24 protein-coding genes and 2 tRNA genes are annotated in these 25,677 nt (G+C 72.7%); 17 read left to right on the forward strand and 9 right to left on the reverse strand.

Going from position 1 to position 25,677, the window contains the following annotated elements; genetic code table 11:
* Window positions 1–57 precede the first annotated feature (57 nt).
* Window positions 58–2,163 (reverse strand): PQQ-dependent sugar dehydrogenase, encoded by a 2,106-nt coding sequence (locus AB0M79_RS35370; RefSeq protein ID WP_364222880.1) that lies wholly within the window; start codon window positions 2,161–2,163, stop codon window positions 58–60.
* A gap of 565 nt (window positions 2,164–2,728) precedes the next feature.
* Here AB0M79_RS35370 and AB0M79_RS35375 point away from each other — a divergent pair.
* Together AB0M79_RS35375 and AB0M79_RS35380 are read left to right on the forward strand one after the other, a co-directional pair.
* On the forward strand, window positions 2,729–3,625 hold the full coding sequence (locus tag AB0M79_RS35375) for a hypothetical protein (RefSeq protein WP_364222883.1): 897 nt from the start codon (window positions 2,729–2,731) through the stop codon (window positions 3,623–3,625).
* 76 nt (window positions 3,626–3,701) lie between these two features.
* Entirely contained in the window at window positions 3,702–4,277 is a 576-nt protein-coding gene (locus AB0M79_RS35380; protein WP_364222886.1) for a hypothetical protein, read from the forward strand.
* Here the strand turns inward: AB0M79_RS35380 and AB0M79_RS35385 are convergent.
* Window positions 4,274–4,606, reverse strand: coding sequence for a hypothetical protein (locus AB0M79_RS35385; protein WP_364222889.1), 333 nt, complete (start codon window positions 4,604–4,606; stop codon window positions 4,274–4,276). The two genes, AB0M79_RS35380 and AB0M79_RS35385, sit on opposite strands and share 4 nt — an antisense overlap.
* Window positions 4,607–4,698: 92 nt before the next feature.
* Here AB0M79_RS35385 and AB0M79_RS35390 point away from each other — a divergent pair, with 92 nt between their 5' ends.
* The 11 genes from AB0M79_RS35390 to AB0M79_RS35440 all read left to right on the forward strand — a co-directional run bounded on the left by AB0M79_RS35390 (window position 4,699) and on the right by AB0M79_RS35440 (window position 15,892).
* On the forward strand, window positions 4,699–6,255 hold the full coding sequence (locus AB0M79_RS35390) for an MFS transporter (RefSeq protein WP_364222892.1): 1,557 nt from the start codon (window positions 4,699–4,701) through the stop codon (window positions 6,253–6,255).
* Window positions 6,245–6,319: transfer RNA gene (locus tag AB0M79_RS35395), tRNA-Gly, on the forward strand. The genes AB0M79_RS35390 and AB0M79_RS35395 overlap by 11 nt, the downstream gene beginning before the upstream one ends.
* Window positions 6,320–6,353: 34 nt before the next feature.
* Window positions 6,354–7,928: an ankyrin repeat domain-containing protein gene (locus AB0M79_RS35400; RefSeq protein ID WP_364222895.1), complete on the forward strand. Its 1,575-nt coding sequence runs from the start codon at window positions 6,354–6,356 to the stop codon at window positions 7,926–7,928.
* 42 nt (window positions 7,929–7,970) lie between these two features.
* Window positions 7,971–8,043: transfer RNA gene (locus AB0M79_RS35405), tRNA-Cys, on the forward strand.
* Window positions 8,044–8,068: 25 nt separating this feature from the next.
* Window positions 8,069–9,409, forward strand: a complete 1,341-nt coding sequence (locus tag AB0M79_RS35410; RefSeq protein WP_364222898.1) for an SDR family oxidoreductase — start codon at window positions 8,069–8,071, stop codon at window positions 9,407–9,409.
* Window positions 9,406–10,542, forward strand: a complete 1,137-nt coding sequence (locus AB0M79_RS35415; RefSeq protein ID WP_364222901.1) for a gala protein — start codon at window positions 9,406–9,408, stop codon at window positions 10,540–10,542. The genes AB0M79_RS35410 and AB0M79_RS35415 overlap by 4 nt, the downstream gene beginning before the upstream one ends.
* A complete protein-coding gene (locus AB0M79_RS35420) occupies window positions 10,539–12,194 on the forward strand; it encodes an ankyrin repeat domain-containing protein (protein WP_364222904.1) in 1,656 nt (551 codons plus the stop codon). Before AB0M79_RS35415 ends, AB0M79_RS35420 begins: the two co-directional genes overlap by 4 nt.
* Window positions 12,195–12,223: 29 nt before the next feature.
* On the forward strand, window positions 12,224–13,366 hold the full coding sequence (locus AB0M79_RS35425) for an AAA family ATPase (RefSeq protein WP_357536448.1): 1,143 nt from the start codon (window positions 12,224–12,226) through the stop codon (window positions 13,364–13,366).
* Window positions 13,363–14,535, forward strand: coding sequence for a VWA-like domain-containing protein (locus AB0M79_RS35430; RefSeq protein WP_364222907.1), 1,173 nt, complete (start codon window positions 13,363–13,365; stop codon window positions 14,533–14,535). Before AB0M79_RS35425 ends, AB0M79_RS35430 begins: the two co-directional genes overlap by 4 nt.
* Before the next feature lie 275 nt (window positions 14,536–14,810).
* Window positions 14,811–15,287, forward strand: coding sequence for an SsrA-binding protein SmpB (gene smpB / locus AB0M79_RS35435; RefSeq protein WP_364222910.1), 477 nt, complete (start codon window positions 14,811–14,813; stop codon window positions 15,285–15,287).
* Between the two features lie 206 nt (window positions 15,288–15,493).
* Window positions 15,494–15,892: a hypothetical protein gene (locus AB0M79_RS35440; protein ID WP_364222914.1), complete on the forward strand. Its 399-nt coding sequence runs from the start codon at window positions 15,494–15,496 to the stop codon at window positions 15,890–15,892.
* Here the strand turns inward: AB0M79_RS35440 and AB0M79_RS35445 are convergent.
* Entirely contained in the window at window positions 15,889–16,326 is a 438-nt protein-coding gene (locus tag AB0M79_RS35445) for a DUF296 domain-containing protein (RefSeq protein ID WP_357536354.1), read from the reverse strand. The two genes, AB0M79_RS35440 and AB0M79_RS35445, sit on opposite strands and share 4 nt — an antisense overlap.
* A 124-nt stretch (window positions 16,327–16,450) precedes the next feature.
* Here AB0M79_RS35445 and AB0M79_RS35450 point away from each other — a divergent pair, with 124 nt between their 5' ends.
* On the forward strand, window positions 16,451–17,611 hold the full coding sequence (locus AB0M79_RS35450; RefSeq protein ID WP_364222918.1) for a hypothetical protein: 1,161 nt from the start codon (window positions 16,451–16,453) through the stop codon (window positions 17,609–17,611).
* 2 nt (window positions 17,612–17,613) lie between these two features.
* Here the strand turns inward: AB0M79_RS35450 and AB0M79_RS35455 are convergent, their stop codons facing one another.
* Window positions 17,614–18,393: an ABC transporter permease gene (locus tag AB0M79_RS35455; RefSeq protein ID WP_364222921.1), complete on the reverse strand. Its 780-nt coding sequence runs from the start codon at window positions 18,391–18,393 to the stop codon at window positions 17,614–17,616.
* Between the two features lie 70 nt (window positions 18,394–18,463).
* Entirely contained in the window at window positions 18,464–19,381 is a 918-nt protein-coding gene (locus tag AB0M79_RS35460; protein ID WP_364222924.1) for an ABC transporter ATP-binding protein, read from the reverse strand.
* A gap of 138 nt (window positions 19,382–19,519) precedes the next feature.
* Here AB0M79_RS35460 and AB0M79_RS35465 point away from each other — a divergent pair, with 138 nt between their 5' ends.
* The 3 genes from AB0M79_RS35465 to AB0M79_RS35475 all read left to right on the forward strand — a co-directional run bounded on the left by AB0M79_RS35465 (window position 19,520) and on the right by AB0M79_RS35475 (window position 21,985).
* Window positions 19,520–20,644, forward strand: coding sequence for a histidine kinase (locus tag AB0M79_RS35465; protein WP_364222927.1), 1,125 nt, complete (start codon window positions 19,520–19,522; stop codon window positions 20,642–20,644).
* Window positions 20,641–21,288 (forward strand): response regulator transcription factor, encoded by a 648-nt coding sequence (locus AB0M79_RS35470; protein WP_364222930.1) that lies wholly within the window; start codon window positions 20,641–20,643, stop codon window positions 21,286–21,288. The genes AB0M79_RS35465 and AB0M79_RS35470 overlap by 4 nt, the downstream gene beginning before the upstream one ends.
* A 103-nt stretch (window positions 21,289–21,391) precedes the next feature.
* Window positions 21,392–21,985 carry an NUDIX domain-containing protein gene (locus tag AB0M79_RS35475; protein WP_364222933.1) on the forward strand — a complete coding sequence of 198 codons (594 nt, stop codon included), beginning with the start codon at window positions 21,392–21,394 and terminating at the stop codon, window positions 21,983–21,985.
* A gap of 52 nt (window positions 21,986–22,037) precedes the next feature.
* Here AB0M79_RS35475 and AB0M79_RS35480 read toward each other — a convergent pair whose 3' ends face one another.
* Genes AB0M79_RS35480 through AB0M79_RS35495 form a run of 4 tightly spaced genes read right to left on the reverse strand, consistent with a single transcriptional unit; the run spans window position 22,038 to window position 25,515 of the window.
* A complete protein-coding gene (locus AB0M79_RS35480; protein ID WP_364222936.1) occupies window positions 22,038–22,664 on the reverse strand; it encodes a GntR family transcriptional regulator in 627 nt (208 codons plus the stop codon).
* 33 nt (window positions 22,665–22,697) lie between these two features.
* Window positions 22,698–23,480, reverse strand: coding sequence for an SDR family oxidoreductase (locus tag AB0M79_RS35485; protein ID WP_364222939.1), 783 nt, complete (start codon window positions 23,478–23,480; stop codon window positions 22,698–22,700).
* Complete coding sequence (locus AB0M79_RS35490) at window positions 23,477–24,421, reverse strand: acyl-CoA dehydrogenase family protein (RefSeq protein ID WP_364222949.1); 945 nt, start codon at window positions 24,419–24,421, stop codon at window positions 23,477–23,479. The genes AB0M79_RS35485 and AB0M79_RS35490 overlap by 4 nt, the downstream gene beginning before the upstream one ends.
* A gap of 5 nt (window positions 24,422–24,426) precedes the next feature.
* Entirely contained in the window at window positions 24,427–25,515 is a 1,089-nt protein-coding gene (locus AB0M79_RS35495; protein ID WP_364222942.1) for an acyl-CoA dehydrogenase family protein, read from the reverse strand.
* Window positions 25,516–25,677: the final 162 nt, after the last annotated feature.

Raw genomic sequence — 25,677 nt, forward strand, 5'->3', positions numbered from 1 at the left:
GCGGGGAACAACGCCGTTCCCCGCCCGCCCCGGTCAGGAGCCGGTGCCGCCGGACGGTCAGGAGATCTTGGTGCCGACCACCTTGACGTCCTTGACCCGGCCGATGTTGTCGAACGAGCCGAAGCCGACCCGGCCGGAGTCGAACGTCTTGTCGACCGCGGTCATCAGCGGGTCCTTGGCACCGTCGACGTAGACGGCGATCTCACCGGTCGCCGGCAGGTGCTTGACCCGGACCTGGTGCCACTCGGCGTCGATGATCGCCGGCGGCGCGCCGCGCCAGCCGTTCCACTGGTGGTCGATCCGCTCACGGTCGGCGTTGTTGACCTTGTAGATGCCGTTGTGCGGGTAGATCATGTTGTCGGTCGACAGGTGCGCGTAGTAGTACTCGGTGTCGGACTTCCAGCCGAAGACGATGATGACGTCGCGGTTGGTGACCTCGACCGGCGTGTCCAGGCGTACCTTGGCGTCGATCTGGACCGCGCCGAACGTCGGTCCGGCGGTCAGGACGGCGTACTCGAACGGGCGGCGCGGGCCGGGCCGCGACACGCCGGCCTCGGCCAGGATCACCTCGTTACGGGTGAACTGCCACTTCGACGGCGTGATCGGCGCCCAGTTCCGCGCCCCGGTGGTGTTGCCGACCCGGTTGGTGCCGGTCTTCTCACCGGCGAACTCCTTCGTACCGGTGACCTTCCAGATCTTGCCGTTCGCCTTCGAGAACAGGTACAGCTCACCCGAGGCGTCGGCGGCGAACCGCAGGTCGGCACGGTTCGGGTCACCCTGCGAGCCGGGGCCGGACAGGTCCTGGATCCGTACCCAGTTGCCGGTGGCGCCGTCGACGAGCTTGAGCTGGTGCAGCGGGGCGAGGTCCTTGCCGCGCCGCATCTGGTTGACCTCGGTGTAGAAGACGCGACCGTCGACCAGGTCGCCGAAGACGTACTTGCCCTTCAGCGCCGGCACGTTCTTGCCCCGGTAGACGAACCCGCCGGCGACCGCGCGGCCGACGTCGGAGGTGCAGTTCCAGCCGGGCGGCGGGTCGTGGTCGTACGCGGCGACCGGGTACGTGTAGCCGTACTGCGCGTCGTCGGCGGGCAGTGGCAGGATCTTGTCGCACGGGTTGGTGGCCGTCTTGTCGAAGACGAAGGCGCCCTCGCGCTCGCTCCAGCCGTAGTTGTCGCCGGCACGTACCTCGTAGATCGCCTCGATGGCGTGCTCGCCGATGTGGCCGAGGAACATCCGGTTGTTGGCACCCGGGTCCCAGCTGAACCGGTGCGGGTCACGCATGCCGATCGCGTAGATCTCGCCGAGCGCGCCCTCGTCGCCGTGGAACGGGTTGCCGCGCGGCACACCGTACCTGCCGCTGGCCGAGTCGCGGCCGAGCGGGTCGATACGCAGGAACTTGCCGTGCGGCATCGTCATGTCCTGCGGGTCGTCGTTGCGGACCCCGATGCCGCCGTCCCCGACGGCGAGGTAGAGCAGGCCGTAGTCACGGTCGTTGCGCTTCGCGGTCGGGTTGAAGTCGATCTGCTGGATGCCGTGGGTCTGGCCGGCGAACCCGATCCGGATGACCTCGCGCCGCGCGCCCTCGAACGTGTCGGCGGCCGGGTTGGTGGCCCGCCACTCGGTGACGATGCCGTGGTACGTCGTACCGGGCTGGGCCACCAGGTCGGGCACCTTCGTGGTGGTCGACGCGAGTTCGGTGTGGACGGTGTAGAAGAGGCCGTTCTTCGCGAACTCGGGGTGGAAGGCCACGTATCCGAAGCCCTGGCCGAGGCCGCGGCCGGAGAAGAACTGCGGTGCGAACGTCGCGGCGACGTCGAGGTAGACGTGCTCCTCGCCGTCCTTGACCAGGTAGAGGTTGCCGTTGAGGTCGGGTACGGCCATCCGGCCGGTGCCGTCGGGCAGCTCGATGAGCGCGTTGATCCGGGCGTGCCGCATGAGCCGGCCGTCGGTCGGCGCCGGGGTCGGGAACGAGCGGGGGAACGCCGCGAACTCCTCGAGTACCAGCCCGAGACGGGACTGGACGGGCTGCTCGGGGATCGGGTCGTAGATCGCCTCGGCGGCCTGCGCCGCGGCCGGGGCGACCAGGGTGGACAGGACGAGTGCGGCAGCGGTGAGTGTCGCTGTCGCCAGCGCCCTGCCGCTGCTACGAGCTGAAACGCGCACGCGTGTCACTCCAATCGGGGGACGGTTGGTGGGGTGTGTCAGCGCTGCTTGTCAGGTAGCGGTAGGGCCTCTCGGAATCGGGCCGTCGGGACGGTCGGCCGGCCGGAGAGGGTCGGTGGAAGTTGCAAAGGCGCCGACCGGGATGTGATCGGGTGGCACGATCCGTCCACGACCGGGCCGCTTTCGGGGGTGCGGTCTTTTCGCAGGTCAGTACCGATTGCGCGAGCCGTTGCCGGCCCTCGGGCGGACACCTCGCGGGTACGGACGGATCCGGTCGTCATCCCTGGACGCTCCTTTGCACCGGGACGTAAGCGCTTTCGCAAGCGCTTACGCAGCCTAAGCCGTGATCTGCATCGACGGCAAGACCTACGTCACATTGACCAGCACCACCGGACACCGCCGGCACCTGCGCAAACTGGGGACTGTCGGAGGTAAATGGACGCATCACGGCAGAGGATGACGATCACCGAGGAACCGGGTCGACTCCCGTCAACCTCTCACCGGTACCTCGCCACGCCCCGTTTGATCCCTTGCCCCACCGCACCTGCCCGGCAAGGATTGCGCGGTGCAGACGGAGTACGGCTGGTTCCGCGAACTCTACGAACTCATGTACCGACCGGATGACGCGGACGTCGGGCAACTGCTGCGTGCCCACCGCGAGCGGTCAGCTGCCCAACTGGCAGCGCTGGCCCCGCTGCGGCACCGACAGAACCGGCACCGCCCTGCCGGCGACGAACTGTCGAACCAACTGTGGGAGCTGTACGCGCTCAGCCGGATCAGTGACTACCTCCTCGAACTCGGCTGCCCCGACGGCGAACCCACCGAGGACTCGGGCACGACGGGCGGACGACGGCTGGACCCCACCAACCTGGCGGTACACGAGACTTTCCTGTCCGAGATCGGACTCGACCGCTTCGAACACGGTCACCAGTTCTCTCCGTTCCACCACGAGATCTTCGCCGTGGAGACCGACGAGTCCGCGGTTACGGCGACGCTCCAGGAGGTGCTCTGGCCCGGCTTCCGGTTCGGGGAGCTGCAGTTCTGCCGGGCCGGCGTACGGGTCAGGGCACCTTCGTGGCTGATCGACCCGGACGTGGCGACCCAGTCGACGCTGCACTTCACCTTCCGGCGTGGCTCCCGCCCGACACACGACCTCTCGCACGGCTGGGGGTCCAACTCGCAGTGGGGTACGGAGTTCACCCGCTTCTACGAGGACGGCGACGGCCTACACCTCAACTGGGACGGCATGATCGACATCGGCGTCGACACTCCCCTGTTACCCGAGGGGGCCGTCGACCCCAACGAGGGCCGTCCGATCGACCGGCGTCGGGAAATGCTGCTGCACCGCTGCCTTGTACGCGCCCCGCTGCCGCCCGACGAACAGCACGACTGGTATCCGTTCGAGGATCGGCTCACCCTACAAAGCGCATCCTGGCCGCTGGCCACCGACGCGATCATCTGAGCACGGGGAACGGTCGCGGGCCGTCCTCCGTCGAAAGGGACGGACCACTTCTCTCGGAGCCTTGCGGAGGTGCCCGGTGCGAATGTTGCTGAGCCGGCTCGCCGGCGTACTCGTGCTGACGCTCGGCACCACCGCCTGCGTGGCGGAGAGTCAGGTGGACTATCCCTACTACGAGTCGCCGGCGGCACTGTTCGACCGGGCGGATCTCGTCGTGGAGGCCGACCTCTCCCCCGACTCCCGGGTCACCCTGTTGGAGCCCGACCCACCGACGGGGACCGATCCGGCGGCCAATCCCCAGGCCGGGGTGGAGCCGGATGCCGAGCCGGTGTCCGGCGCCATGGTGGTCACGGTCTACACCGCCCGGGTGGTCACCGTCTTCAAGGGCGAGGCGCGGGTCGGGCAGAGCATCGAGGTCAAGGAGATGGGCGGAACGCTGCGCGGCGTACGGCACGAGGTTGCGGGCGCGGTGCCGCTGAGCGGCGGCGAGCGGTACGTGCTGTTCCTGTCGACGTACCCGAACGCGCCGGCGTCACTACTCAACCCGCAGCAGGGGCAGTACCGGGTGGATGGCTCGGGCACGCTGTCCGTCGTACCGGGCAACGAACTGACGCTGACCCGCGCGGACCTCGAACGCCTGGCGGCGGCTGGCTAGCCCTCCCCGCGGCTGGCGATCTCCGCCGCCCGGTGTGCGATCGTCTCGCCGAAGACACCGCCGACGTAGCCGCAGCCCGGGCACTGGAGGTTGCGGTCGAGGTGGCCGCCGCAACCACTACAGCGGCCGTGGTCGTCCGGGTCGGTGTAGCGCGCGAGTGCCTCGCACAGCGCCCGCGCCGACCGCTCGGTCAACTCGAAGCCACCTCGTACGCGACCGGCCCGCATCTCGACCGACACCACCTTGGCGCCGGGTCGCGGGTCGAACGGTGCGATCCGGGCGAGGAACCGTTCCATCGCCGCCATCACGTCGGCTGGTTGGGAGGTCACCCGGATAACCCTACGAGGTGACCGGGATGCCGGATCAGCCGCAGGCTCGCTCCGTTGACTTCCACCAAGGTTGAGGTTTTAGCGTCGCCGTCATGCCCCAGAAGAACCCGGTCCACTCCGGCACCCGGCAGACTGGCGGGCGCCGGTGGCTCGGCCTCTGCGTGCTGATGCTGCCCGCGCTGCTCGCCTCGCTCGAACTGACCGTGACCCACCTCGCGCTGCCGACGATCGGCGCGGATCTCGGCGCCAGCAGCAGCCAGCAGTTGTGGATCGTCGACATCTACGCGTTCGCCCTCGCCGGAGCGATGTTGGCCATGGGCTCGCTCGGTGACCGGATCGGGCGCCGCCGGCTGTTGATGCTCGGCGCGGCAGTGTTCGCGGTGGCCTCGACCCTGGCCGCGTACGCCCCGAACGCCGAAACTCTGATCGCCGTACGCGCGCTCATGGGTATCGCCGGATCGACCCTGATGCCGTCGGTCCTGGCCCTGGCCGCCACCCTTTTCACCACCGCGAGCCAGCGGCGCGTGGCGATCGGCGCGGTCATCGCGAGCGTCTCCGCCGGCACCGCGATCGGGCCACTCGTCGGCGGCTGGCTGCTGGACCGGTTCTGGTGGGGCTCGGTCTTCCTCATCGGCATGCCGGTCATGGCACTCCTGCTGGTGCTCGGCCCATGGCTTCTCCCCGAGCGGCACGGAGACCAACGCGGCCGGATCGACGTACTCAGCGCTCTGCTCACGGTCGGCGCCGTACTGCCCGTCGTCTACGCGCTCAAGCAGATCGCGACAGGCAACGGCGAATGGACCTCCCCGCTCCTGCTCGCGCTCGGCCTGGCCCTCGGCACTGCCTTCGTACGCCGGCAGCGACGGCTGCCCGACCCGATGGTCGACCTCACCCTCTTCCGTGACCCCGCCTTCGGCGCGGCGCTGGCGACCCTCGCCTTCGGCATCTTCGTGCTCTGGGGCGCGAACTACGCGATCGCCCAATACCTCCAACTCGTGCAGGGGCTGTCGCCACTGCGGGCCGGCCTGTGGACCGCACCCTCGGCGCTCGGCGTCATAGCCGGATCGACGGCCGCACCGCAGTTGGTCAGGCTGGTCCGGCCGGCAACGGTCATCGCCGGCGGGCTTCTCGTGGCCACCGCGGGCTTCGTCGTCCTCACCCGGATCGGCTCCACCGACGGGCTCGCCACACTGGTCACCGGCGCCGTCATCGTCTCGGCCGGACTCGGCCCGATGATGGCCCTCGCCACCGACCTGGTGATCGGCAGCGCGCCCCCGGAACGCGCCGGATCAGCCTCGGCGATGGCCTCGACATCACCCCAGCTCGGTGGTGCCCTCGGCATCGCCGTCCTCGGCAGCGTCATCGCGGCCCGCTACCGGGACCTGGTCGGCGACCGGATACCGACCGGTGTCCCCGCCGATGCCGCTGCCAGCGCCACCGACAGCCTCGCGGCCGCCGTCGACCTCGGCGCCCGTCTGTCCACACCGGCCGGACCGGCACTGGCCGACGCCGCCCGGGCGGCATTCGTCGGCGGATTCCAGCTCACCGCGGCCGTCAGCGCCGCCGTCACGCTCGCCCTCGCCGTCGCGACGATCGCCGTGCTCCGAACGGCGCGAAGCCGGCCTACACTCGGCGGCGGCGGACCGTAGCGCAGAGGTCGTCGCGCCCGGTTGCCCACCGGGAGGACGCCGGTTCGATTCCGGCCGGCCCGCCACCCCGCGTTCCCGACGAGCGGATCGGGCAGCTCATGCTCCGTCGTAGCCACCGCGAGAAGCATGCGCGGAACCTCGGCTATCTGTCGCCGCCGGCGATGGTCGCCGCCGTCGCCGACCGGCGGCGGGCCGGTGACTGGCGGGGCGTCTGCGCGGGCGGTCTCGTCGACGTACACGTCGACCCGCGGGACGTGGCCGCCCGGTTCGGCGCCGAACAGGCGGCCCGCATCGAAGCCGACCTGCTCGGGTTCGCGCCCGATCTGCTGCGCCGGTTCGCGCCACGGACAGCGTCGCTGGAGCTGCGGCCCCGGGCCCGGATCGTGTTGTCCCGGCTGGCGGGTGCGATCGGTGACCGGGCGGTGCTGGTCGCCGACCTGCCGGCCGGCGAACGGTTCCGGCAGCGCATCGAACTGGGGGTCCTGTCCGCCGCGAAGCTCGACCGCCCCTGGTACAACCTGTACGACCTGCCCGACTGGTGCTGGCACGCCGACGCGGTCGCCGCCCGGCGTTGGGCGTACGGCGCGTCGGCGACCCGGCTGGCCTGGCACGACCCTGACGGCCGGCCGTACCCGCCGGGTGTCGCCGGCGCGCGGCGGCCGGCCGACCGGGCCGACGAGGTCGAGGTGCTGGCGGAGCTGCTGGAGACGGGCCAGGTGACGGCGGCTTACGAGGCGGCCGGCTGCACGGTCGACCCGAAGCCGCCGCCGCGGTGGTACGGCGACCGGACGCTGGAGCCGTGGCTCGCGCGGTTCGGAGCGTCGCTGCCGGTGCTGGCGGCCGAGTCCCGCCGCCTCGCCGGCCGGTACGCGCGACCGTCGCTGCGGGCCCTGTCCCAGTCGATCGCGGTCGAGGTGGCGGACGACGGAGGTCTGACCGTACGGATGGCGGCGTGGGAACGGGACTTCGCCGGACCGATCGCCTTCGGGGTGGCGGCTCCGGTCGACGTGGCGCTGCTGCGCCGGGGTGCGCTGCGGGTCGACGACCTGCATCCGCTCGTGCACGAGGCGCTGTTTCCGGGGCGGACGCGGACGCCACCGGCTCCGGTACCGGTGGAACGGCCCGTGATCCGGATCAGGTGCGGGACGCGGTGGCATCCGGTGCAGGTGACCGGCGCCCGGATCACCACGCTGGAGCACTCCGAGCGGGAAATCGACCGGGAGTTCACACTCGCCGTGCTCGGCGGTCCGATCGGCGGTTGCGCCGCGGCGGTCCGCGCGTTCCGTACCGGGGCGAAGCCGGTGCCGAAGGATCTCCGCCGGATCCGGCAGGACCTGTTCGCGCTCGCCTTCCACGGCGACACCGACGCGTTGCTCGCCATCGTCGCGACGGGCCTGGATCCCGGTCTGCGCGACAGCGACGGCGGCACGCTGATGCACTGGCTGCACCACCTCGACCACCGGCGGGCGCTGCCGGTCCTACTCGCCGCCGGACTGGCGGTCACCGACCACGACCGCAACGGTGACACACCGCTGCACCGGGCTGCCGCTTCCGGAGCCGCCGACGTCGTGGCGGCGCTGGTCGAGGCGGGCGCTGATCCGGATTCGGTCGACGGGCGGGGCCGGACCGTCGCGGAGGTCCTCGCGCAGGCCCGCCGCGAGCCGAAGCGGTAGCCGTCGGGACTGTCGGTGGCGTTGGGTATGCTGCCGCGCGGCGAGGCCGTAGCGCAGAGGTCGACGCGCCTTGACTGCAATCTGGAGGACGCCGGTTCGAATCCGGCCGGTCTCGCCCCATACCGCTCCGAGGAGGCACCGTGCCGGTCGACCGCGCCGAGCTGGCGGCCTGCCTGGCCGTGCTCGCGCGCCTCGACGGCGACGACCTCGACGACCCGACCCGCCAGCGGCTGGAGCGGGCGGTGGTCACCGCCGCCCGAGGGGTGAAGAAGCGGGCGAAGTCCCGCCGCGACGCGCGTACCCGCGAGGCGGACCGGGCGGTGCTGGCGAGCGCCACCCGGTTCCACACCGAGATCCCCGGCACCGGGCCGGCCGAAGGCCGGGCGGGGGCCGGCGGCGGCACGCTGGTGCGGGCCCGGCACTGCTACGTGTGCAAGGTGGCCTACCGGGAGGTGGACGTCGACTACCACCTGATGTGCCCGTCCTGTGCCGCGGAGAACAGGCTGCGCCGGCACGCCCGCTGCGACCTGACCGGCCGCACGGCGGTCGTCACCGGCGGCCGGGTGAAGATCGGCTTCCACACCGCGCTGAAGTTGCTGCGCGACGGTGCCGACGTCATCGTCACGACCCGGTTCCCGCGTGACGCGGCCCGCCGCTACGCGGCCGTCGCCGACTTCGACGACTGGGCGGACCGGCTCTACGTGCACGGCGTCGACCTGCTCGACCTGCCGGCGGTGCTCGATCTCGTCGCCCTGGCCGGCCGGCGGTTCAGCGGGCTGGACATCCTGGTCAACAACGCGGCGCAGACGCCGCACCGGCCGGTGGCCTACCACCGGGAGGTCCGCGAGGGCGAGTCGGCGGCGCTCGACGGGCCGGCGGCCCGGATCGCGGTCGGCGGGGCGTCGCCCGTCGCGACCGGGGCGGGGCTCCCGGCGGTGCTCGACACGTTCTTCCCGGCCGGCCGGGTCGACGAGACCGGTCAGCCGCTCGACCTGCGCGAGGTCAACTCGTGGGTGCTGCGCGACGCCGACGTGACCCCGCAGGAGTGGTTGCAGGTGCATGTGGTCAACGCGTTCGCGCCGTTCCTGCTCACCTCGCGGCTGCGGCCGCTGATGGCGGCGAGCGCCCACCCGCAGCGGCACGTGGTGCAGGTGTCCGCGATGGAGGGCAGCTACTCGCGGGCCGGCAAGACCGTCCGGCATCCGCACACCAACATGGCGAAGGCGTCGCTGAACATGCTGGTCCGCACCGTCGCCGCCGACTACGTCACCGACGGCATCCACATGAACAGTGTGGACACCGGCTGGGTCACCGACGAGCGCCCGCACCCGAGCAAGACCGCGCAGCGGGAGCAGGGTTTCCGACCGCCGCTGGACGTGGTCGACGGTGCCGCCCGGGTCTACGACCCGGTCGTGCGCGGCGTGTCCGGGGCGCCGGTGAGCGGCCTGTTCCTCAAGGACTACCGGAGTGTGCCCTGGTGACCGATCCGACCCCGGTACGCTGCCCGGCCATCACCCATCCGGAGGCCGGGCTCGCCGACGAGGGCGACTTCGACCCGCTGCTGGCCCGGCTCGCGGTGCCGGACGCGGTCCGCGACGCGGAGGTGTTCCCGCGCGGGACCATGCAGGTCGATGGCCGGCTCGACCTGTGCAAGCAGGGCATCGGGCCGGTCCGGACCGGCCGGATCGTCGCCGCCGCGGTCGACTCGCCGCTGGTCCGGCACCTGCTGCTGGGCACGAACGGGCTCGGCAGCGACGGCGCCCGGGCGGTCGCCGACGCGCTGCGGCCGGGGCACGGCCTGGAGACGGTCTACCTGGGCTGCAACCGGATCGATCCGGCCGGGGTCGACGCGCTCGCCGGCCGGATCGAGAGCGACGAGACGATGCGCGCGCTGTGGCTCAAGCGCAACCCGATCGGCGACGAGGGCGTGGCCCGGCTGGCCCGGGCACTCGCCGTCAACGCCACGATCCGGACCCTCGACCTGGTCAACGTCGGCATGAGCGGGCGCGGCCTGGCGACGCTGGCCGAGGCGCTCGCCGGCCGGCGGCAGAAGCTGCAACGGCTGTTCCTCGGCGGCAACGGCTTCGGCCCCGAGGTGGTGCCGGCGCTGCGTACGCTCGTCCACGACGCCGGCATCCGCGAGCTCTACCTGGCCGCCAACCACCTCGGCGACACCGGCGCCGCCGCGCTGGGCGCCGCCATCGACGGGGTGCCGATGACGCTGGGCCTCGGCGGCAACGGCCTGACCCCGGCCGGGGTGGCGGCACTGGCCCGGCACCTCGCGGCGTGGCAGGCGCTGGACCTCGCCCGGCCGCCGTCCGAGCGGGCCCTGGGCGCGCACGGCAACCGGGTCGGCGACGAGGGCGCGGCCATCCTCGCCGGGGCACTGCCGGCGGCCCGGCTGCGCCGGCTCGACGTCCGGCGCACCGAGATCGGCGGGCGGGGCGCCCGGCTGCTCGTGGCGGCCCTCGACGGGCACCCGACCCTGGAATACCTCGGCATCAACGGCGGCGTGCCACGCCGGATGCGCCGGCAGGCGGCCGCGTTGGTCGCCGACCGGCCGGCGACCCAACCGCACCCGGACATCCAGGCGATCGCGAGTGTCTACAGGTGACAGTGCTCGGCATCCCCCACCTCACCGTCTGGCGACGCATCCGGCGGTACGCCGTACCGGCGGCGATGGTCGAGGCGTGCGCCGCCGCCCGGGAGGCCGGTGACTGGCGGGCCGCCTGCGCGGCGGGACGGATCGACGTCGCCTTCGACCTCGCCGACGTACGTCGTGAGCACGGCGACCGGCAGGCCGACCTGATCGAGGCCGACCTCGCCGTGTTCGCCCCTGACCTGCTGCGCTGGCACCTGCCCCGGGTGCTCGGCGGACGCACGAGCATCGCCACCCACGAGACCTATCTGCTGTCGGCGCGGGACGGCCGGGTCGGCGCCGACGACGTCGGCCTGGTGCTGACCACGCCGAAGACCGTCGACGGCTCCCAGCGGCTGCGGCTCACCGTCGGGAAGACCCGGATCGGCGGCGACCAGGGCCTGATCGACCTGTCGCCGGTCTTCTGGAGCGCGGCGCACGTCGGCGGGCTCGCCGCGGCCTACGGCGGGTCCCCCGACCGGCTGCCCGGCTTCGAGCCGGACGGCACGATACGCCCGTTCGAGGCGTACGCGACCGAGGTCGTGCCCGGCGACCCGGCGAGCCGGTGGGAGGTCTACGACCGGCGGCTGGTCGACGGCGACGTCGTCGGTGCGTGGGCCGTCGGCGGCGCCGACCTCGACCCGACCGAGCCGGACCACCGTTCCGTGCGGCTCTCCTCGATGGGCAACTCGATCGTCGCGCTCGGCGTCGCCGCCGAGATGGCCCGGCTGCACGCGCGCCACGGCGTGGACGAGGCGAAGATCTCGGGCCACTGGGGGCCGATCGCCGTGGTGAGCCGCGATGCTCACGGCCGTCCCGGCGTACGGATGATCGGCTACGACCCGAAGACCTGGCGGCTGCCCCAGTTGGCGCCGCTGGTGCACACCCGGCCGGCCGACCTCGAACTGGTCCGCGCCGGTTGGATCGGGCGCGCCGACCTGCACCCCCTCGTACGGCAGGCGCTGTTCCCGGGCAGCCCCGCCCCGGACGCGCCCTCGGCGGGCACCGACCTGCGGGTGAGCGTGCCCGTACGGTGCCGGGGCGCGTGGCACACCGTCGTGCACGCCGACGGCCGGCTCACCCCGGTGTCGCATCCGCCGGAAGAGGTCAGCCGCGAGCGGATGCTGCGTACGCTCGGCGGGCAGGTTTCCGGCTGCTTCGCCGCCGTGGAGGCGTGGCACGGCTCCGCCGACCGGCTCCCCCGCCCGCTGCGGGAACTGCGCCGACACGTGCTGCAACGCGTCCAGCACGGCGGCTCGGCGGCGCTGGCCGAAATGCTCGACGCCGGCCTCGACCCGCGGATGGTCGACGGTCGCGGCGGCACGCTGCTGCACCACACCCGGGCGATGGACGATCCCGCCCTGGTCCGGCGCCTCATCGACGTCGGGGTGCCGGTCGACGCCGCCGACCGCCGGGGCCGCACCGCCCTGCACGTCACCGTCAGCGACGGCGGCACGGTCGAGCAGGTGCGCGCGCTACTCGAAGCCGGTGCCGACCCGCACCTGGGCGGCGGGGACACGACCGCCGCCGAGATCGCCGAATACAAGTCCGAACTGCACGTGGACGACGACGAACCCCATCCGATGACCGCCATCCGCAAGCTGATCGACGAGTGGGAAACGCGGTGACCGACCAGGCTCTCGCCGCCGCCGACGCCCTGATCGCCGCCACCCGGAGCTGGCGCACCGAGCCGGCCCAGGACCCCAAGGTGGCGGCACTCGCGCTCGCCGTGTCGGCCAACCTGCCGGTGCTGCTGTGGGGTGAGCCCGGCATCGGCAAGTCCGCGACGTTGCAGCAGCTCGCCGACGGCCTCGGCACGCCGATGGAGACGGTCATCGCGAGCGTCCACGAGCCGTCCGACTTCGCCGGGCTGCCGATCGTCGGCGACTCGCCGGCCACCGACGGCGTGCCGATGGCCCCACCGGACTGGGCGGTACGGCTGGCCCGTACCGGGTCCGGGCTGGTCTTCTTCGACGAGCTGTCGTCGGCGCCGCCGGCCGTGCAGGCAGCACTCCTGCGGGTGGTGCTCGAACGCCGGGTCGGTAGCCTGCAACTGCCGCCCGCCGTACGGATCGTCGCCGCCGCGAACCCGCCGACCAGTGCCGCCGACGGCTGGCACCTCAGCCCGCCGCTGGCGAACCGGTTCGTCCACCTGCACTGGACGCACGACGCCCGTACGGTGGCCCGTGGACTCGCCGGCACCTGGCCGGCGGTGACCGTGCCGGCCGTCGACCCGCGACGTGCCGCGACCGCGCTGGCGAAGGCGCGCGGCGCGATCGCCGGTTTCCTCACCGCCCGCCCCGGCCTCACCCACCACCTGCCGGCCGACACCGAGGCCCGCGGCGGCGCGTGGCCGTCGCCGCGCACCTGGGAGATGGTGCTGCGGCTGCTGACGTTCCACCACAGTGCCGGCACCGGCCCGGACGTGCTGGCGCTCGCCGTCGTCGGCGCGATCGGTGACGGTGCCGGCCTGGAGTTCGTCAACTACCTCGACAACCTCGACCTGCCCGACCCGGAACGGGTGCTCGCCAACCCGGAGGCGTTCCAGCTCCCCGAGCGCGGCGACCGGCAGCTCGCGTTCCTCACCGCCGTCATCTCCGCCGTCCAGTCCAAGGTGGACCGGCAGCGCTGGGAGGCCGGCTGGGTCGTACTGGAGAAGGCGGTGCAGGCCGGCGTACCCGATGTCGCCGCCCGGGCCGCGATGGACCTCGCCGCGCTGCGCGACAGGTCGTGGCCGGTACCGCCGGCCATCGACGCGTTCGCCGAGGTGCTGATGCTCTCCGGACGCCTGACCGGATGACCGGTGCCCTCGACCGGACGAAGCTGCTCGCCGCCCGGTTCCGGGCCGCCCAGGACCGCCCCTACCTGGCGACGGCGCTGTTCAGCATCACCGTCGTCGCCTCCGACCAGGTGCCGACGATGGGCGTCGACCGCCGCCGCTGGCGCTGCTACGTGTCACCGGACTTCGTCGACCGGCAGCCGGTCCCCCAGCTCGCCGCCGTGTGGATCCACGAGGTCGCCCACCTGCTGCGCGACCACCACGGGCGGGCCGACCGGCTGCCGGCCGGCGACCGGCACGACCACTACCGGGTCAACGTCGCCCAGGACTGCGAGATCAACGACGATCTGGTCGCCGACCGGCTGCCGCTGCCGGCCGACCGGATCGAACCGAAGACGTACGGGCTGCCGAACGGCCAACTGTTCGAGCAGTACCTGAAGACACTCCCGCCCGGCGTCAAAGGCCACGACTGCGGGTCCGGCGCGCACGGCGTCGACCGGCCGTGGGAAAGCGGAACCGGCGGCGGGCGCGGGGTCAGCGACGTCGAGGCCGGCGCCATCCGCCGGGACACCGCCCACGCGATCCGCGCCCACACCCGAGGCCGGGGAACCGTACCCGACGGCTGGGGCCGGTGGGCGGCCGAAATCCTCGAACCACGGGTCGACTGGCGGCGGGCGCTGACCGGCGCCGTACGCGAAGCCGCCGCCTGGGCCAGCGGCGCGGTCGATTACACCTACCACCGGCCGTCCCGCCGGTCGGCGGCGCTACGCGGCGTGGTGCTGCCGAGTCTGCGCCAGCCCGTCCCCCGCGTCGCGGTCGTCGTCGACACCTCCGGGTCGATGGGCGACCCGCAGCTCGCGGCGGCACTCACCGAGGTGTCCGGGGTGCTGCGGGCGGTCGGCATCGGCGGCAACCGGGTCACGGTCCTGTCCTGCGACGCGGCGGTACACGTGGTGCAGCAGGTGCACACCGCCGGGGAGGTGCGGCTCGCGGGTGGTGGCGGCACCGACATGCGGATCGGGGTCGAGGCCGCGCTCAAGGTACGCCCGCACTTCGTCATCGTGCTGACCGACGGCCACACGCCGTGGCCCGGCGAGCCGCTGGAGTCGACCCGGATCATCGCCGGCCTGATCGGCGCCGACGCACCCGCGCCCCCGTCGTGGATAACAAGCATCCACATCGACGACTGACTGCCCGGGCACGGTCAGCGCGACCGTGCCAGATCCGGGCGGACGTTGTCGATCTGGGCGGGAGGGACGTTATCCGGGCCGGATAAGGTCCCTCCCGCCCAGATCAACTTCAGTACCCCCCCTGGCGCCGGTCGCTCAGCGAGTACTTCCCCGACGAACTGAGCGTGGGTGGGGTTATGGCGCCCGCGTAACCCCGCTGGCGCTCAGGTCGTCACCACACGCCGCACAGGCGGCGCGGTATCTTCGCTACCGGTGGCGGACGAGGGGAGGTAGTCGTGGCCAGGGAGACCGGGCGGAAGGTCATCGCCTCGAACAAGAAGGCGCGGCACGACTACACGATCCTGAAGACGTACGAGGCCGGGATCGTGCTCGCCGGCACCGAGGTCAAGTCGCTGCGGGCCGGCCGGGTGTCGCTGGTCGACGCGTTCGCGCAGGAACGCGACCGCGAGATCCTGCTGTACGGGCTGCACATCGCCGAGTACGGCTTCGGCTCGTGGACCAACCACGCCCCCCGCCGTACCCGGAAGCTGCTCCTGAACCGGGTGGAGATCGACCGGATCCTGGAGAAGCTGCGCGACGGCGGGACCACGCTGGTGCCGCTGTCGATGTACTTCGACAACGGCTGGGCGAAGGTCGAGTTGGGCCTCGCGCGCGGCAAGAAGGAGTACGACAAGCGTCAGGCACTGGCCGAGCGCGACGCCAACCGGGAGATCGCCCGCCACCTGGGCCGCCACCTCAAGGGCATCCGTTGAACACACCGCTCGGCGGACGTCGAACTGTCGGAGGTGGCTGCTCTAGTCGCGGTGCCCGATCGGCGGGCACTGGACGAATTGGAGCCTGCCATGGGTGTTCTGCACGACTACTTCCGCGCGCCGGACGCGGCCACCGCGATCCGGGCGATGGACGCGCTGGGGGGCCACTGACACCGGATGGCGACGGGTGGCCGGCATTCGACGGCGTGGCCACCAAGGGGATCGATCCCGACGTCGTCCTCGGCAAGTTGGTCGCGCTGATGCGGGAGGTTCCGTGGACGACCGACGTGGTCGGGGACGAACTGGTGTGGCCGGCACCGGACGCGGCGCCGCGGAACGCCGAGGAGGCGAGGGCGATGCCGCCGGACGCGCCGTGGGTGACCGGTCCGTGGCTCTTCGAACTCGACGAGCCGGCGCGTGACACCCTCGCCGAACTCGACGACCGGCATTCCGAGATCGCCGTCGCGTGGGGGCGGACCGAGGAACTCGCCGACTTCGGTCCCGTCGACCCCGAATACCTGGTCGAGCTCGTCACCGAGCTGACCGGGCTGGCGCGCCGGGCCCGCGAGAACGGCGAGCGGCTCTACTGCTGGACCTGCCTCTAGCCGGCGGAGATCAGGGCCATGCCGGTCGCCGGGTCGTACCGTTTGGCGAGTTCCGGCGCGACCTCGGTGACGATCACCTCGAGGGTGGGCCAGACCTCGGCCTTGAGCAGGTGGCCGCCGACCGTGCTGCCGTCGCGGCGGCCGAGCACGGTGTGCACGTGCAGGGCCGGCTCGCCGTCCTGCTCGGCGACGTCGCCGAGCAGCGACAGCACCTCGACCTGTTCCCGCACCGGGATGCGCAGGTATTCGCCCCGGCCGTCGTGTTCGAGATAGCCGACCTCGGCGCTGGCGAACCCGCCGACCCCGGTCACCTGGGCGGCCCGGATGCCCTGGTCGGCCAGGGCGCGACCGATCGCACCGACCGGCTCCTCCCCCTTGTCGCAGACGACGACCAGGACGCGGCTGGTCTGGTGGCGCATCTCACGCAGTCTCATCGACGTCCTCCGGTCGGTGCGGCGGGTCCCCTGATCCGCCGGCTACCCGGGCGGGCGACCGGCAAACCGGATGCCGCCGGGAAAGATCTTGTCCGGCCGCTCGGGGGCCGGACAGAATGCTCGGATGGGCTCAGGGGTTGCGGTCACGGAGGCGTCCCAGCCGGCGCTGCACCACCTCGTCACCGACGTCGCCCGGTGGCTCGACCTGCCGGTCACCCCGGTCCGGCTGACCCTGGAACCGGAGATCGCCGCCGGGTTCGACGCGCGGCGCAACCGCCAGCTCAGCATCGGGCTGCCGCTGCTCGCCTGCCTGAACGTGGCCGAGGTGCGGGCCCTGGTCGGCCACGAACTCACGCTGCTGCACCGGCCCGACGCCCGGCAGGTCATCAAGACGCTCGGCCGCCGCCAGCAGGCGATCCTCGACGAGGAGTACGAGGACGGCCGGGCCCGCCGCCGGGCCGGCACGGTCCGCCGCAAGCTCGATCCGCTCGCCGCCGAGGTCCAGCATGGCGCCGACGGGGCGGCGATCACCGCCGCCGGTGGCCGCGAGCCGGCGGCGCGGGCGTTCGCGCTGGCCAGCCTGGTCCAGGACGAATACGTCGACTTCCTGGTCGAATCCGGAATCCCGCCGTACGCGTTGCGGCTCTTCGAGGCCGGGATCAGCGACCTGGACGACGGCTGGCGACGGGTGGTGCGGCGCGGGACGGCCGAGTCGCTCTGGGACGAGGACGCGGCGGCGGTGCTGGCGACCGTCCACCCCCGGCTGGCCGAGGCGATGACGGCACTCGGCGCCGGGCCGCTGCCGGTGGCCGAGGCGGCCCGGCCGGTGCCGGTGACGCCGCTGACCGTACGTGAACAGCGCCGGCTGGTCCGCGAACTGCGGGCGATCGACGCGCTGAAGATCGTGCGGTGGACGACCTTCCGGGAGGCACCGGCCGGCTGGTGGCGGCGACGGGCGGCGAAGTACGCCAAGGGGGTACGGGCCGACGTGGCCGCCGTGCTCGGCCGGGAGCCGGTCGACGACGTGGAGGCGATCCAGGTGATCCACGACCGGGCGCCGGAGCTGACCGCGCTGGTGTTCGACGTACCGGTGGAAGAGGTGACCGGGGACGACGGGCCGCACCCGTCGCAGCTGTGGCTGCTGGAAAACCATCTGCTGCGCCGGGGGTGGCGGCTGGAGCACCCGGCGGTACGGGGTGTGCTGGTCGCCCCGGACGGGCGGCGGCTCGACGGGTACGAGGTGCTGCGGGCCGACCCGACCGCCGTCCGGGACCTGCTGGGTTAGTCCTACTCCCAGCGGAAGAAGCGGGCGGCGCCCAGGCTGCTGAGCACGATGGCGGCGACGAGGCTGATCAGGTGCAGCGACTCCGGGGTCTGGCCGGCCCAGGCGTCGCCGACCGCCGCGGTGACGGCGCCGAACGGCAGCACCTCGCCGACGCGGGCGACGGCGTCGGGCAGGTTGACGACCGGCCCGAACATGCCGCCGGTGGCGCCCATGCCGAAGAAGAGCACCAGGCCGATCGCGACGGCGGCGTTGCCGGTCGGGGCGACGGCGGCGATGAGGATGCCGACGGCGTACATGGCCAGCGCGGCGAGCACGACCACCGCGAGTGCCATCCCGGGGTTGCGTGGCGGGTTGGCGTCGAAGGCCAGCATGGCGACGGTCAGGGCGATGACGATGCCGACGGTGGTCTGGACGATGCTCGTCACGACCTGGGCGGCGAGCACCATCGCCGGGTGGGCGGGGGTGACGGCGAGGCGGCGCAGCACCCCGGTACGCCGGTAGTAGGCGAGGAAGCTCGGCATGTTCACCACCCCGATGGTCGCCACGACGATGGCGATGACGATCGGGATGACGTACACGTCGAAGGCGGTGAGGCCGTCGAGGCCGGGCAGTTCCTGGGTGCTGGCGCCGAGGCCGTTCATGACCAGGATCAGCAGCGGCAGGCCGATCGGGATGAGCAGGCCGGCGGTGTCGCGTACGACCATCTTGGTCTCGGCGCGGATCAGGTTCAGCCAGGCCCGGGGACCGGGCCGGTGCACGGCGATGTCGGTCTGCGAGGTCATGCGGCACCTCGCTTCGCTCGGCGACCGCATGACTGCGGCCTGAGCCAACCGATTCCCTCGCTACGCTCGGTCATGAGTTCTCCTGGGCGAACGGGCGGCCGGTGAGGGCCAGGAAGGCGTCGTCGAGGGTGGCGCGTTCGAGGCGGGTCTCGGTGGCGACGACGCCGGCGTGGACAAGGGCGGTGCTGACGTTGTGCAGCAGCTCGCCGTCGCCGGTGACGGTCACCTGTTCCCCGGCGACCTCGACCCCGGTGACGTCCGGCAGCCGGTCGAGGACGGTGGGGTCGAATCCCCGGGCGGCCCGGAACCGTACCCGCTGGGCCAGGCCGGCAGCGGCGATCAGCCCGACCGGGGTGTCGACCGCGACTACCCGGCCTTGGTCGATGAGCGCGACCCGGTCGCAGAGCCGTTCGACCTCCTCCATGAGGTGGCTGACGAGCAGGACGGTGACACCGCCGGCGCGCAGGTCCTCGACCATGGACCAGATGTGCCGGCGGGCTTCGGGGTCCAGGCCGGTGGTGAGTTCGTCGAGCAGCGCCACCCGGGGGTTGCCGACCAGCGCGAGCGCGATCGACAGCCGCTGCTGCTGGCCGCCGGAGAGTTTCTCGAACCGGGTCCCGCGGCTGCCGGTGAGCCCGACGGCCTCGATCAGCTTGTCGGGGTCGGCGCCGGTGGCGTAGAAGCTGCGGTAGAGGCCGACGAGTTCGCGTACGGTCAGCGCGCTGTGCAGGGCGCTGGACTGGAGCTGTACGCCGAGCACCTGGCGGACCCGGGCCCGGTCGCGGTGCGGGTCGAGCCCGAGGACCCGTACGGTGCCCCGGTCGGGTCGGCGCAGGCCGGCGATCGCTTCGACGGTCGTCGTCTTGCCGGCGCCGTTGCGGCCGAGTACGCCGACGATCTCGCCCTCGTCGACGGAGAGGCTGACGTCGTCGACGGCGACGACCTGCCCGTACCTTTTGTGCAGATTACGAACCTCGATGGCTAGCACGCTGGCCCTCTCCGGTTGGTGGCGGTACATCGACGCTAGGTGTCGGGGCGGGCCGGCCGCGCGTGCCGGAGGTCATGACCGACACCCATGACCTTTGGCAGGGTCTGTGCCGTTCACCAGCGCATACGCTGGACGATGATGAAACGGTTCGAGCCAGATCTGTGGGCGGGGATCCTCGGCACCCTGCTGTGCGCCGCCGTCAGCCTGTCGGTGCTGGTCGCCCAACTGCAGGGCGGAGACGTCACGCTCGGGCCGGGCTGGGTGTGGTGGCTGTGCTTCGGCGCGTACGTCGTCGCGTGGACGACCTGCGCCTGGCTGGTCGACCTTTTGCCGCGGCGGATCCTCCACGCGGTCTTCGCGGCACAGGTCGTGCTCGGCGCGACCGTGGTCCTGCTGGCGCCCCGGGCCGGGTTCATCCCGATCGTGCTGGTGTTCACCGCGGCCCTCAGCGTCTACCTGGTCCCGTGGCCGGTCACGGCCGGCGTCATCGTGGTCAACGCGGCCGTCGTGACGGCGGCGGCGGTGTTGGCCGCCGCGCACCTCGCGGCGGTCCTGGGGACGGCGCTGATCTACCTGCTGCTCCAGCTCGGCACCACGCTCGGCACCAAGGCCCACCTGCGGGAGATCCAGACCCGCCGCAGGCTGGCGGCGGCCCACACCGAACTGCGGGCGGCCGGCGCGTTGCTGGCCGAGTCCAGCCGGGCCGACGAGCGGCTGCGGATCGCCCGCGAACTGCACGACCTGATCGGCCACCAGCTGACCGTGCTGACCCTCGAACTGGAGATCGCCTCCCACCAGAGCACCCCGCCGGCCAGCGAGCACGTCACCCGCGCCGCCCGGGTCGCCCGCGAACTGCTCGCCGACGTACGGACCACGGTCGGCGAGCTGCGGCACCGGGCACCCGACCTGCGGCACACGCTCGAGCACATCGTCGCGGAACTGCCCGAACCGGCCGTGCACCTGCGCATCGACGACGCCGTACAGGTCGACGAGGGGCGCACGACGGCGCTGATCCGGTGCGTGCAGGAGGTGGTCACGAACACGATCCGGCACTCCGAGGCCAGCCAGATGTGGATCGAGATCACCGCCGGACACGACGGCGGGATCACCTTCACCGCCTGGGACGACGGTCGCGGCGCCGAGCGGATCGTGGTCGGCAACGGCCTGCGCGGCATCGTCGAACGGGTCACCGAACTCGGCGGCCGGGCCCGGTTCTCGGCCGACCGTGGCTTCAAGGTCGTCGCGGAGGTGCCGGCGCCATGATCCGGGTGTGTCTCGTCGACGATCAGAACCTGGTCCGGCAGGGCATCCGTACCCTGCTCGGCCTCGCCGACGGCATCGAGGTCGTCGCCGAGGCCGACGACGGCAGCACCGCGCTGGCCGCGATCGAGCGGGACCCGCCGGACGTCGTCCTGCTCGACCTGCGGATGCCCGGGTACGACGGGATCTGGACCCTGCGGGCGCTGCGCGACCGGGGAATCGAGGTGCCGGTCCTGGTGCTGACCACCTTCGACGACGACGAACTGGTGCTCCAGGCGCTCCGGGCCGGCGCCAAGGGCTACCTGCTCAAGGACGTCACCCTCGAACAGCTCGTCGGCGCGGTCCGTACCCTGGCCGGCGGCGGCACGCTGGTGCAGCCGGCGATCACCGATCGGCTGCTGCGTGCGATCCAGGGCAACGCGGTCGTCGCCCGCGACGATCCGGCGCCGGTACGCGAGCTGACCGACCGCGAACTCGACGTGCTGCGGCTGCTCGCCAGCGGCTACGCCAACAAGGAGATCGCCGAGGCGCTGTTCCTGGCCGAGGGCACGGTGAAGAACCACGTCTCCAGCCTGCTGCTCAAGCTCGGCGCCCGGGACCGGACCAACGCCGTACTGCTCGCCCTCCAGCACGGGCTGCTGAAGTAGGGGCGGCCCGGCACTGTCGGCGAGCCGACCCACCGGGCCGGTATCAGCGACCCGTTCCCGGCCGTCAGCTCTGCAGACGATCCCACGGGAAGGGGAGACGAAAATGCAGAGCTACGCGGTTCTCTACGAGCCTTCGGGGCGGTTCCTGATCGCAACGAAGTTCGACCTGGGCTACTTCTTCTTCGAGCACGGCGTCGGGCAGATCAAGACGGCCGGGCAGGTGCTGAACGGGGCGGGCAAGGCGGCCCTCCCCGGCGGCAGGATCGACGGAAACGAGTCCATCGCCGCCGCGGCGCGCCGCGAGTTCCGGGAGGAGACCGGGGTCGACATCGCCACCGCCGCCCCCACCGTCCAGGTCGCCCAGCACTCGTTCGGCGCGTACGGGGCGGGCTACTTCCGGGTCAGCGCCGCCGAATTCAACACCCTGGCGATGCGGATCGCCACGGTGACCCTGCCGGCCGGCGAACAGGCCGCCGCCGCCATCCGGAACGGCACGATCAACAACTACGCCGGCGTGCACGCCCGGTTCCCGGCCGCGCCGCCGTCGAACGAGCTGCGGTACTCGTACACCTGGAACGTGACCGATCCGATGGACTGGCAGCAGATCCAGCAGTTGCAGCACGACCGGGACACGAACTGGTACTACACGGTCCTGCTGCACCTGCGGGTCAACCTGATCGGCGTCGCGGTCTCCTGACCGGCGCCGGCCCGGGGGCGGGCGGTGCCGCCCCCGGGTCCGCGGGGACGGGTCAGGTGATCCCGAGGGTGGCCCGGGCGGCGAGGATGTGGGCGCGCATCACCGAGCCGGCCCAGGCCCGGTCACCGGCCTCGAACGCGTCGATCAGCTCCCGGTGATGGGCCATGCTGCGCGCCATCGCGGCCTCGTCGTAGCGCCGGAACGTCCGGTTGACCAGCGGAGTCTGCACCACCGCGCCGAGCAGGGCGCTGAGCCGCCGGTTGCGGCCGGCCCGCAGGATGATCGCGTGGAACTCCGCGTTGCACACCGCGATCCGGTCGGCGTCGCGGTTCGCGGCATGGCGCTCCATCTGTGCGCTCAACTCCCGCAACTGGGCGGTCTCCTCGGGGGTGATCCGGGTGGCGGCCAGTTCGGCGCCGTAGCCCTCCAGCAGGGCCCGCAACTCGAAGATCTCCTCGAGATCCTGGTCGCTCCACGCGGCGACGGTCGCGCCACGGTTGGCCTCCCAGTCGATGAGCCCCTCGGCGTGCAGCCGGCGCAGCGCCTCACGGACCGGGGTGCGGCTCACCCCGACGGCCGTCGCAAGATCCTCCTCGGAGAGCTTCGCGCCGGGGCCGTACGTGTTGTCGAGGATCAGATTCTTGATCGACTCGTATGTCTTCTGCGAGGCGCGCGCCATGTTCCACCTTCCGTCGCCGTCGAAGAGTAGCGCCTAGACCGACGCCGTTCCGCCCGCGTTCACGGCGTATTCCGAACCGGTCACCTGGCGGGACCGGTCGCCGGCCAGGAAGAGCACCACCTCGGCCACGTCCTCGGGCTCGTTCATCCGGCCCAGCGGGAGCCCCCGCATCTGGTTGACGAAGCGGTCGGCGGCCGCCTCGACGTCGATCTCCAGCTTGCCGGCCAGCGCCGTCAGGAACGAGTCCATCGTGGACGTACGGGTCGGACCGGGCGCCACCGTGTTGACCCGTACGCCCCGCGCGCCGTACTCGATCGACAGGGCCTTGGCCAGACCGAGCAGCGCGGCCTTGGTGACGGCGTAGTCGACCAGGTAGGGCTTGGGATGGCGGGCCGCCTCGGACCCGATGTTGACGACGCTGCCGCCGCCCCGGGCCGCCATCAGCGGGATGACCGCCCGGCACAGCCGTACGCAGGACATGACGTTGACGTCCCAGCTCCGCTGCCAGGCCGCGTCGTCGACGGCGGTGAACGTGTCGCGGTACGGGGCGAGGGCCACGTTGTTGACCAGTACGTCGACACCGCCGAACCGGGTCGTCGCCGCCTCGACCAGGGTCGCCACCCCGTCGGGTGTGCCGAGGTCGACCGCGACCGGGACACCCGAGCCGGCCGGCCCGACGTCGACGCAGGCCGACGGGTCGAGGTCGGCCATCACCACCCGGCAACCGGCACCCGCCAGCGACCGGGCCACCGCCAGCCCGATCCCGGAGCCGGCCCCCGTGACCACCGCGACCTTTCCGGCCAGTCCGTCGCTCATCCACCGCTCCTCACGTCGATCTCCGGACCGGCCGACCAGGCCAGCGCTTCGCCGCCGGCCCGCACCACCCGCCCGATCCCGTCCTCCAACTCGTGCTCGGTCGGCAGGTCCCGCCAGGCCCACAGCCGGCGGGTGAGCCGTTCCAGCCCCAGCTCCCGGGTGACGCCGATCGCGCCGTGCACCTGGTGGGCGCAGCGGGCCACCACCCCGGCGGCGCGGGCCGCGGTGGCGAGCGCCGCCGGCACCGTCACCGCGCCGTCGTCGGCCGCCGCCAGCGCGGCGTCCAGGGCCGCCGCAGCCAGCACCGTCTGCGCATGGGCCTCCGCGACCAGGGCGGCGACCGCCTGGAACCGGGCGATCGGGCGGCCGAACTGTTCCCGGGTCGCGGCATAGGCCGCCGTCCGCCGGGCGGCACCCTCGGCGGCGCCGACAAGGCGGGCCGCGTGCAGCAGCCGCCACCGGGTCCCGGTGGGATCCGGGCCGCCGTCGGGTGCCGGCCGAGCCAGGGTGTCCACCGGCTCGTGCGCCAGGTTGACCGCCGGCCGCAGGTCGGCGCACGCAACGGTCGTGCCCGCCACGACCGCCGCGTCGAGGTGCCGTCCCCAGGGCACCGCGACCTCGGCGCCCCGGGGCAGGGCGACGCCGATCCGGCCGGCGAGCGCCGCGGCGGGGTCACGCCCGGCGGCCAGCGTCCCGAAGACGCCGGTGTGCAGTTCCGGCAGCGGTGCCGAGAGCCCGGCGGCGGAGATCGCCCGGACGACGTCCGCGAGGTCGGCGAGGTCGCCGCCCATGCCGCCGTCGCCTTCCGGTACGGCGAGCAGGTGCCAGCCCTGCTCGCCGGTGGTCCGCCACATGGCGGCCATCTCGGCGGCCGGTTCGTCGCGGTGCGGGGCCGCCCGCGCCGCCAGCACCTGTACGGCCGCCTCCGCGACCGCCCGCATCCCGGTCACCGGGCTGCCCTCATCGCCTCACGGCCGACGACCACGGTCAGCACCTCCGTCGTACCGCCGCGCAGCGAGAAGCCGGGCGCGGCGAGCATCGCGTCGTCCAGCGCCGCCCGTACGTCCACATCAGACGGAAGCGTCTCGCGGGCGGCCTCGATGACGTCGACCTCGAAGCGGTTGCCGAGCAGTTTCAGCGTCGCGGCGGCGGCGACGGGCGCCTGCCCGGCGTCCATGCGTACGGCGACCTGGAAGGCGAGCCGGCGCAGGGCGACCAGCCGGCCCACCAACTCCCCCACCCGGCCGGCCGGTCCGGCAGCCCGGTCGAGCAGCAGCCGCAGCAACGGGTACGTGCTCAGCACCCGCTCGGGACCGCCGCGCTCGAAGGCGAGCTGCTCGGTCACCTGCGCCCAGCCGGCGCCGATCTCGCCGAGCACCCACGCGTCGGGCACGAACGCGTCGTCGAGGAAGATCTCGCAGAAGTGGCCGGGGCCGCGCAGGTCGGGAATCCGCCGCACCGTCACCCCCGACGCGGTCATGTCGAGGACGAACTCGCTGAGCCCGTCGTGCCGCCGCTCGCCGTCCGACGTACGGGCCAGCACGTAGGCGTGGGTGGCCCGGTGGGCGTTGCTCGACCACACCTTCTGCCCCGAAAGCAGCCAGCCGCCGTCGGCCCGGCGGGCCCGGGTACGTACCGAGGCGAGGTCGCTGCCGGCGTCGGGTTCGCTCATCCCGAGACAGAAGCGGGCTTCGCCGGCCGCGATCGCGGGCAGCAGCTCCCGCCGAAGCGCCCCGGTGCCGAGCCGGGCGATCGCCGGGCCGATCTGCCGGTCGGCGATCCAGTGCGCGGCGACCGGTGCCCCGGCCCGCAGCAGTTCCTCGGTGAGCACGAACCGGTCGACGAAACCCCGGCCGTGACCGCCGTACTCCGGGCTCCAGGTCAGGCCGATCCAGCCCCGGGCGCCGAGCCGGCGGCTGAAGTCCTCGTCGTAGCCGACCAGCCAGCTGTCGCTGCGCGGGGTGAAGACCCCCTCGGCCCGCCACCGGTCGAGCTGGTCCCGTACCTCCGCGCGCAGAGCCGCCGCCCCGCTCACGGCGCGACCTCGCTTCGCTCGGCGGCACCGTGAGCGACACAGAGCCCAACGGTTCGCTCGCTCCGCTCGCTCATTGGTGCACCCTTGTCTCACTCGAGCTGATGTTGGTTCGAGTGCACCGGTGACCGTCGGGCCATCGCCCAGCTCGCTCGACCTTCGAGG

The sequence above is a fragment of the Polymorphospora sp. NPDC051019 genome (genome assembly GCF_040683055.1).
Classification (GTDB): domain Bacteria; phylum Actinomycetota; class Actinomycetes; order Mycobacteriales; family Micromonosporaceae; genus Polymorphospora; species Polymorphospora lycopeni.

What these genes read in the sequence shown, in the direction of transcription:
- AB0M79_RS35470 (WP_364222930.1), top strand. Translation starts at nt 20,641, where the DNA reads ATGATCCGGGTGTGTCTCGTCGACGATCAGAACCTGGTCCGGCAGGGC.
- AB0M79_RS35450 (WP_364222918.1), top strand. Translation starts at nt 16,451, where the DNA reads ATGGGCTCAGGGGTTGCGGTCACGGAGGCGTCCCAGCCGGCGCTGCAC.
- AB0M79_RS35475 (WP_364222933.1), top strand. Translation starts at nt 21,392, where the DNA reads ATGCAGAGCTACGCGGTTCTCTACGAGCCTTCGGGGCGGTTCCTGATC.
- AB0M79_RS35430 (WP_364222907.1), top strand. Translation starts at nt 13,363, where the DNA reads ATGACCGGTGCCCTCGACCGGACGAAGCTGCTCGCCGCCCGGTTCCGG.
- AB0M79_RS35400 (WP_364222895.1), top strand. Translation starts at nt 6,354, where the DNA reads ATGCTCCGTCGTAGCCACCGCGAGAAGCATGCGCGGAACCTCGGCTAT.
- AB0M79_RS35465 (WP_364222927.1), top strand. Translation starts at nt 19,520, where the DNA reads ATGAAACGGTTCGAGCCAGATCTGTGGGCGGGGATCCTCGGCACCCTG.
- AB0M79_RS35485 (WP_364222939.1), bottom strand. Translation starts at nt 23,480, where the DNA reads ATGAGCGACGGACTGGCCGGAAAGGTCGCGGTGGTCACGGGGGCCGGC.
- AB0M79_RS35390 (WP_364222892.1), top strand. Translation starts at nt 4,699, where the DNA reads ATGCCCCAGAAGAACCCGGTCCACTCCGGCACCCGGCAGACTGGCGGG.
- AB0M79_RS35455 (WP_364222921.1), bottom strand. Translation starts at nt 18,393, where the DNA reads ATGACCTCGCAGACCGACATCGCCGTGCACCGGCCCGGTCCCCGGGCC.
- AB0M79_RS35490 (WP_364222949.1), bottom strand. Translation starts at nt 24,421, where the DNA reads ATGCGGGCGGTCGCGGAGGCGGCCGTACAGGTGCTGGCGGCGCGGGCG.
- AB0M79_RS35480 (WP_364222936.1), bottom strand. Translation starts at nt 22,664, where the DNA reads ATGGCGCGCGCCTCGCAGAAGACATACGAGTCGATCAAGAATCTGATC.
- AB0M79_RS35445 (WP_357536354.1), bottom strand. Translation starts at nt 16,326, where the DNA reads ATGAGACTGCGTGAGATGCGCCACCAGACCAGCCGCGTCCTGGTCGTC.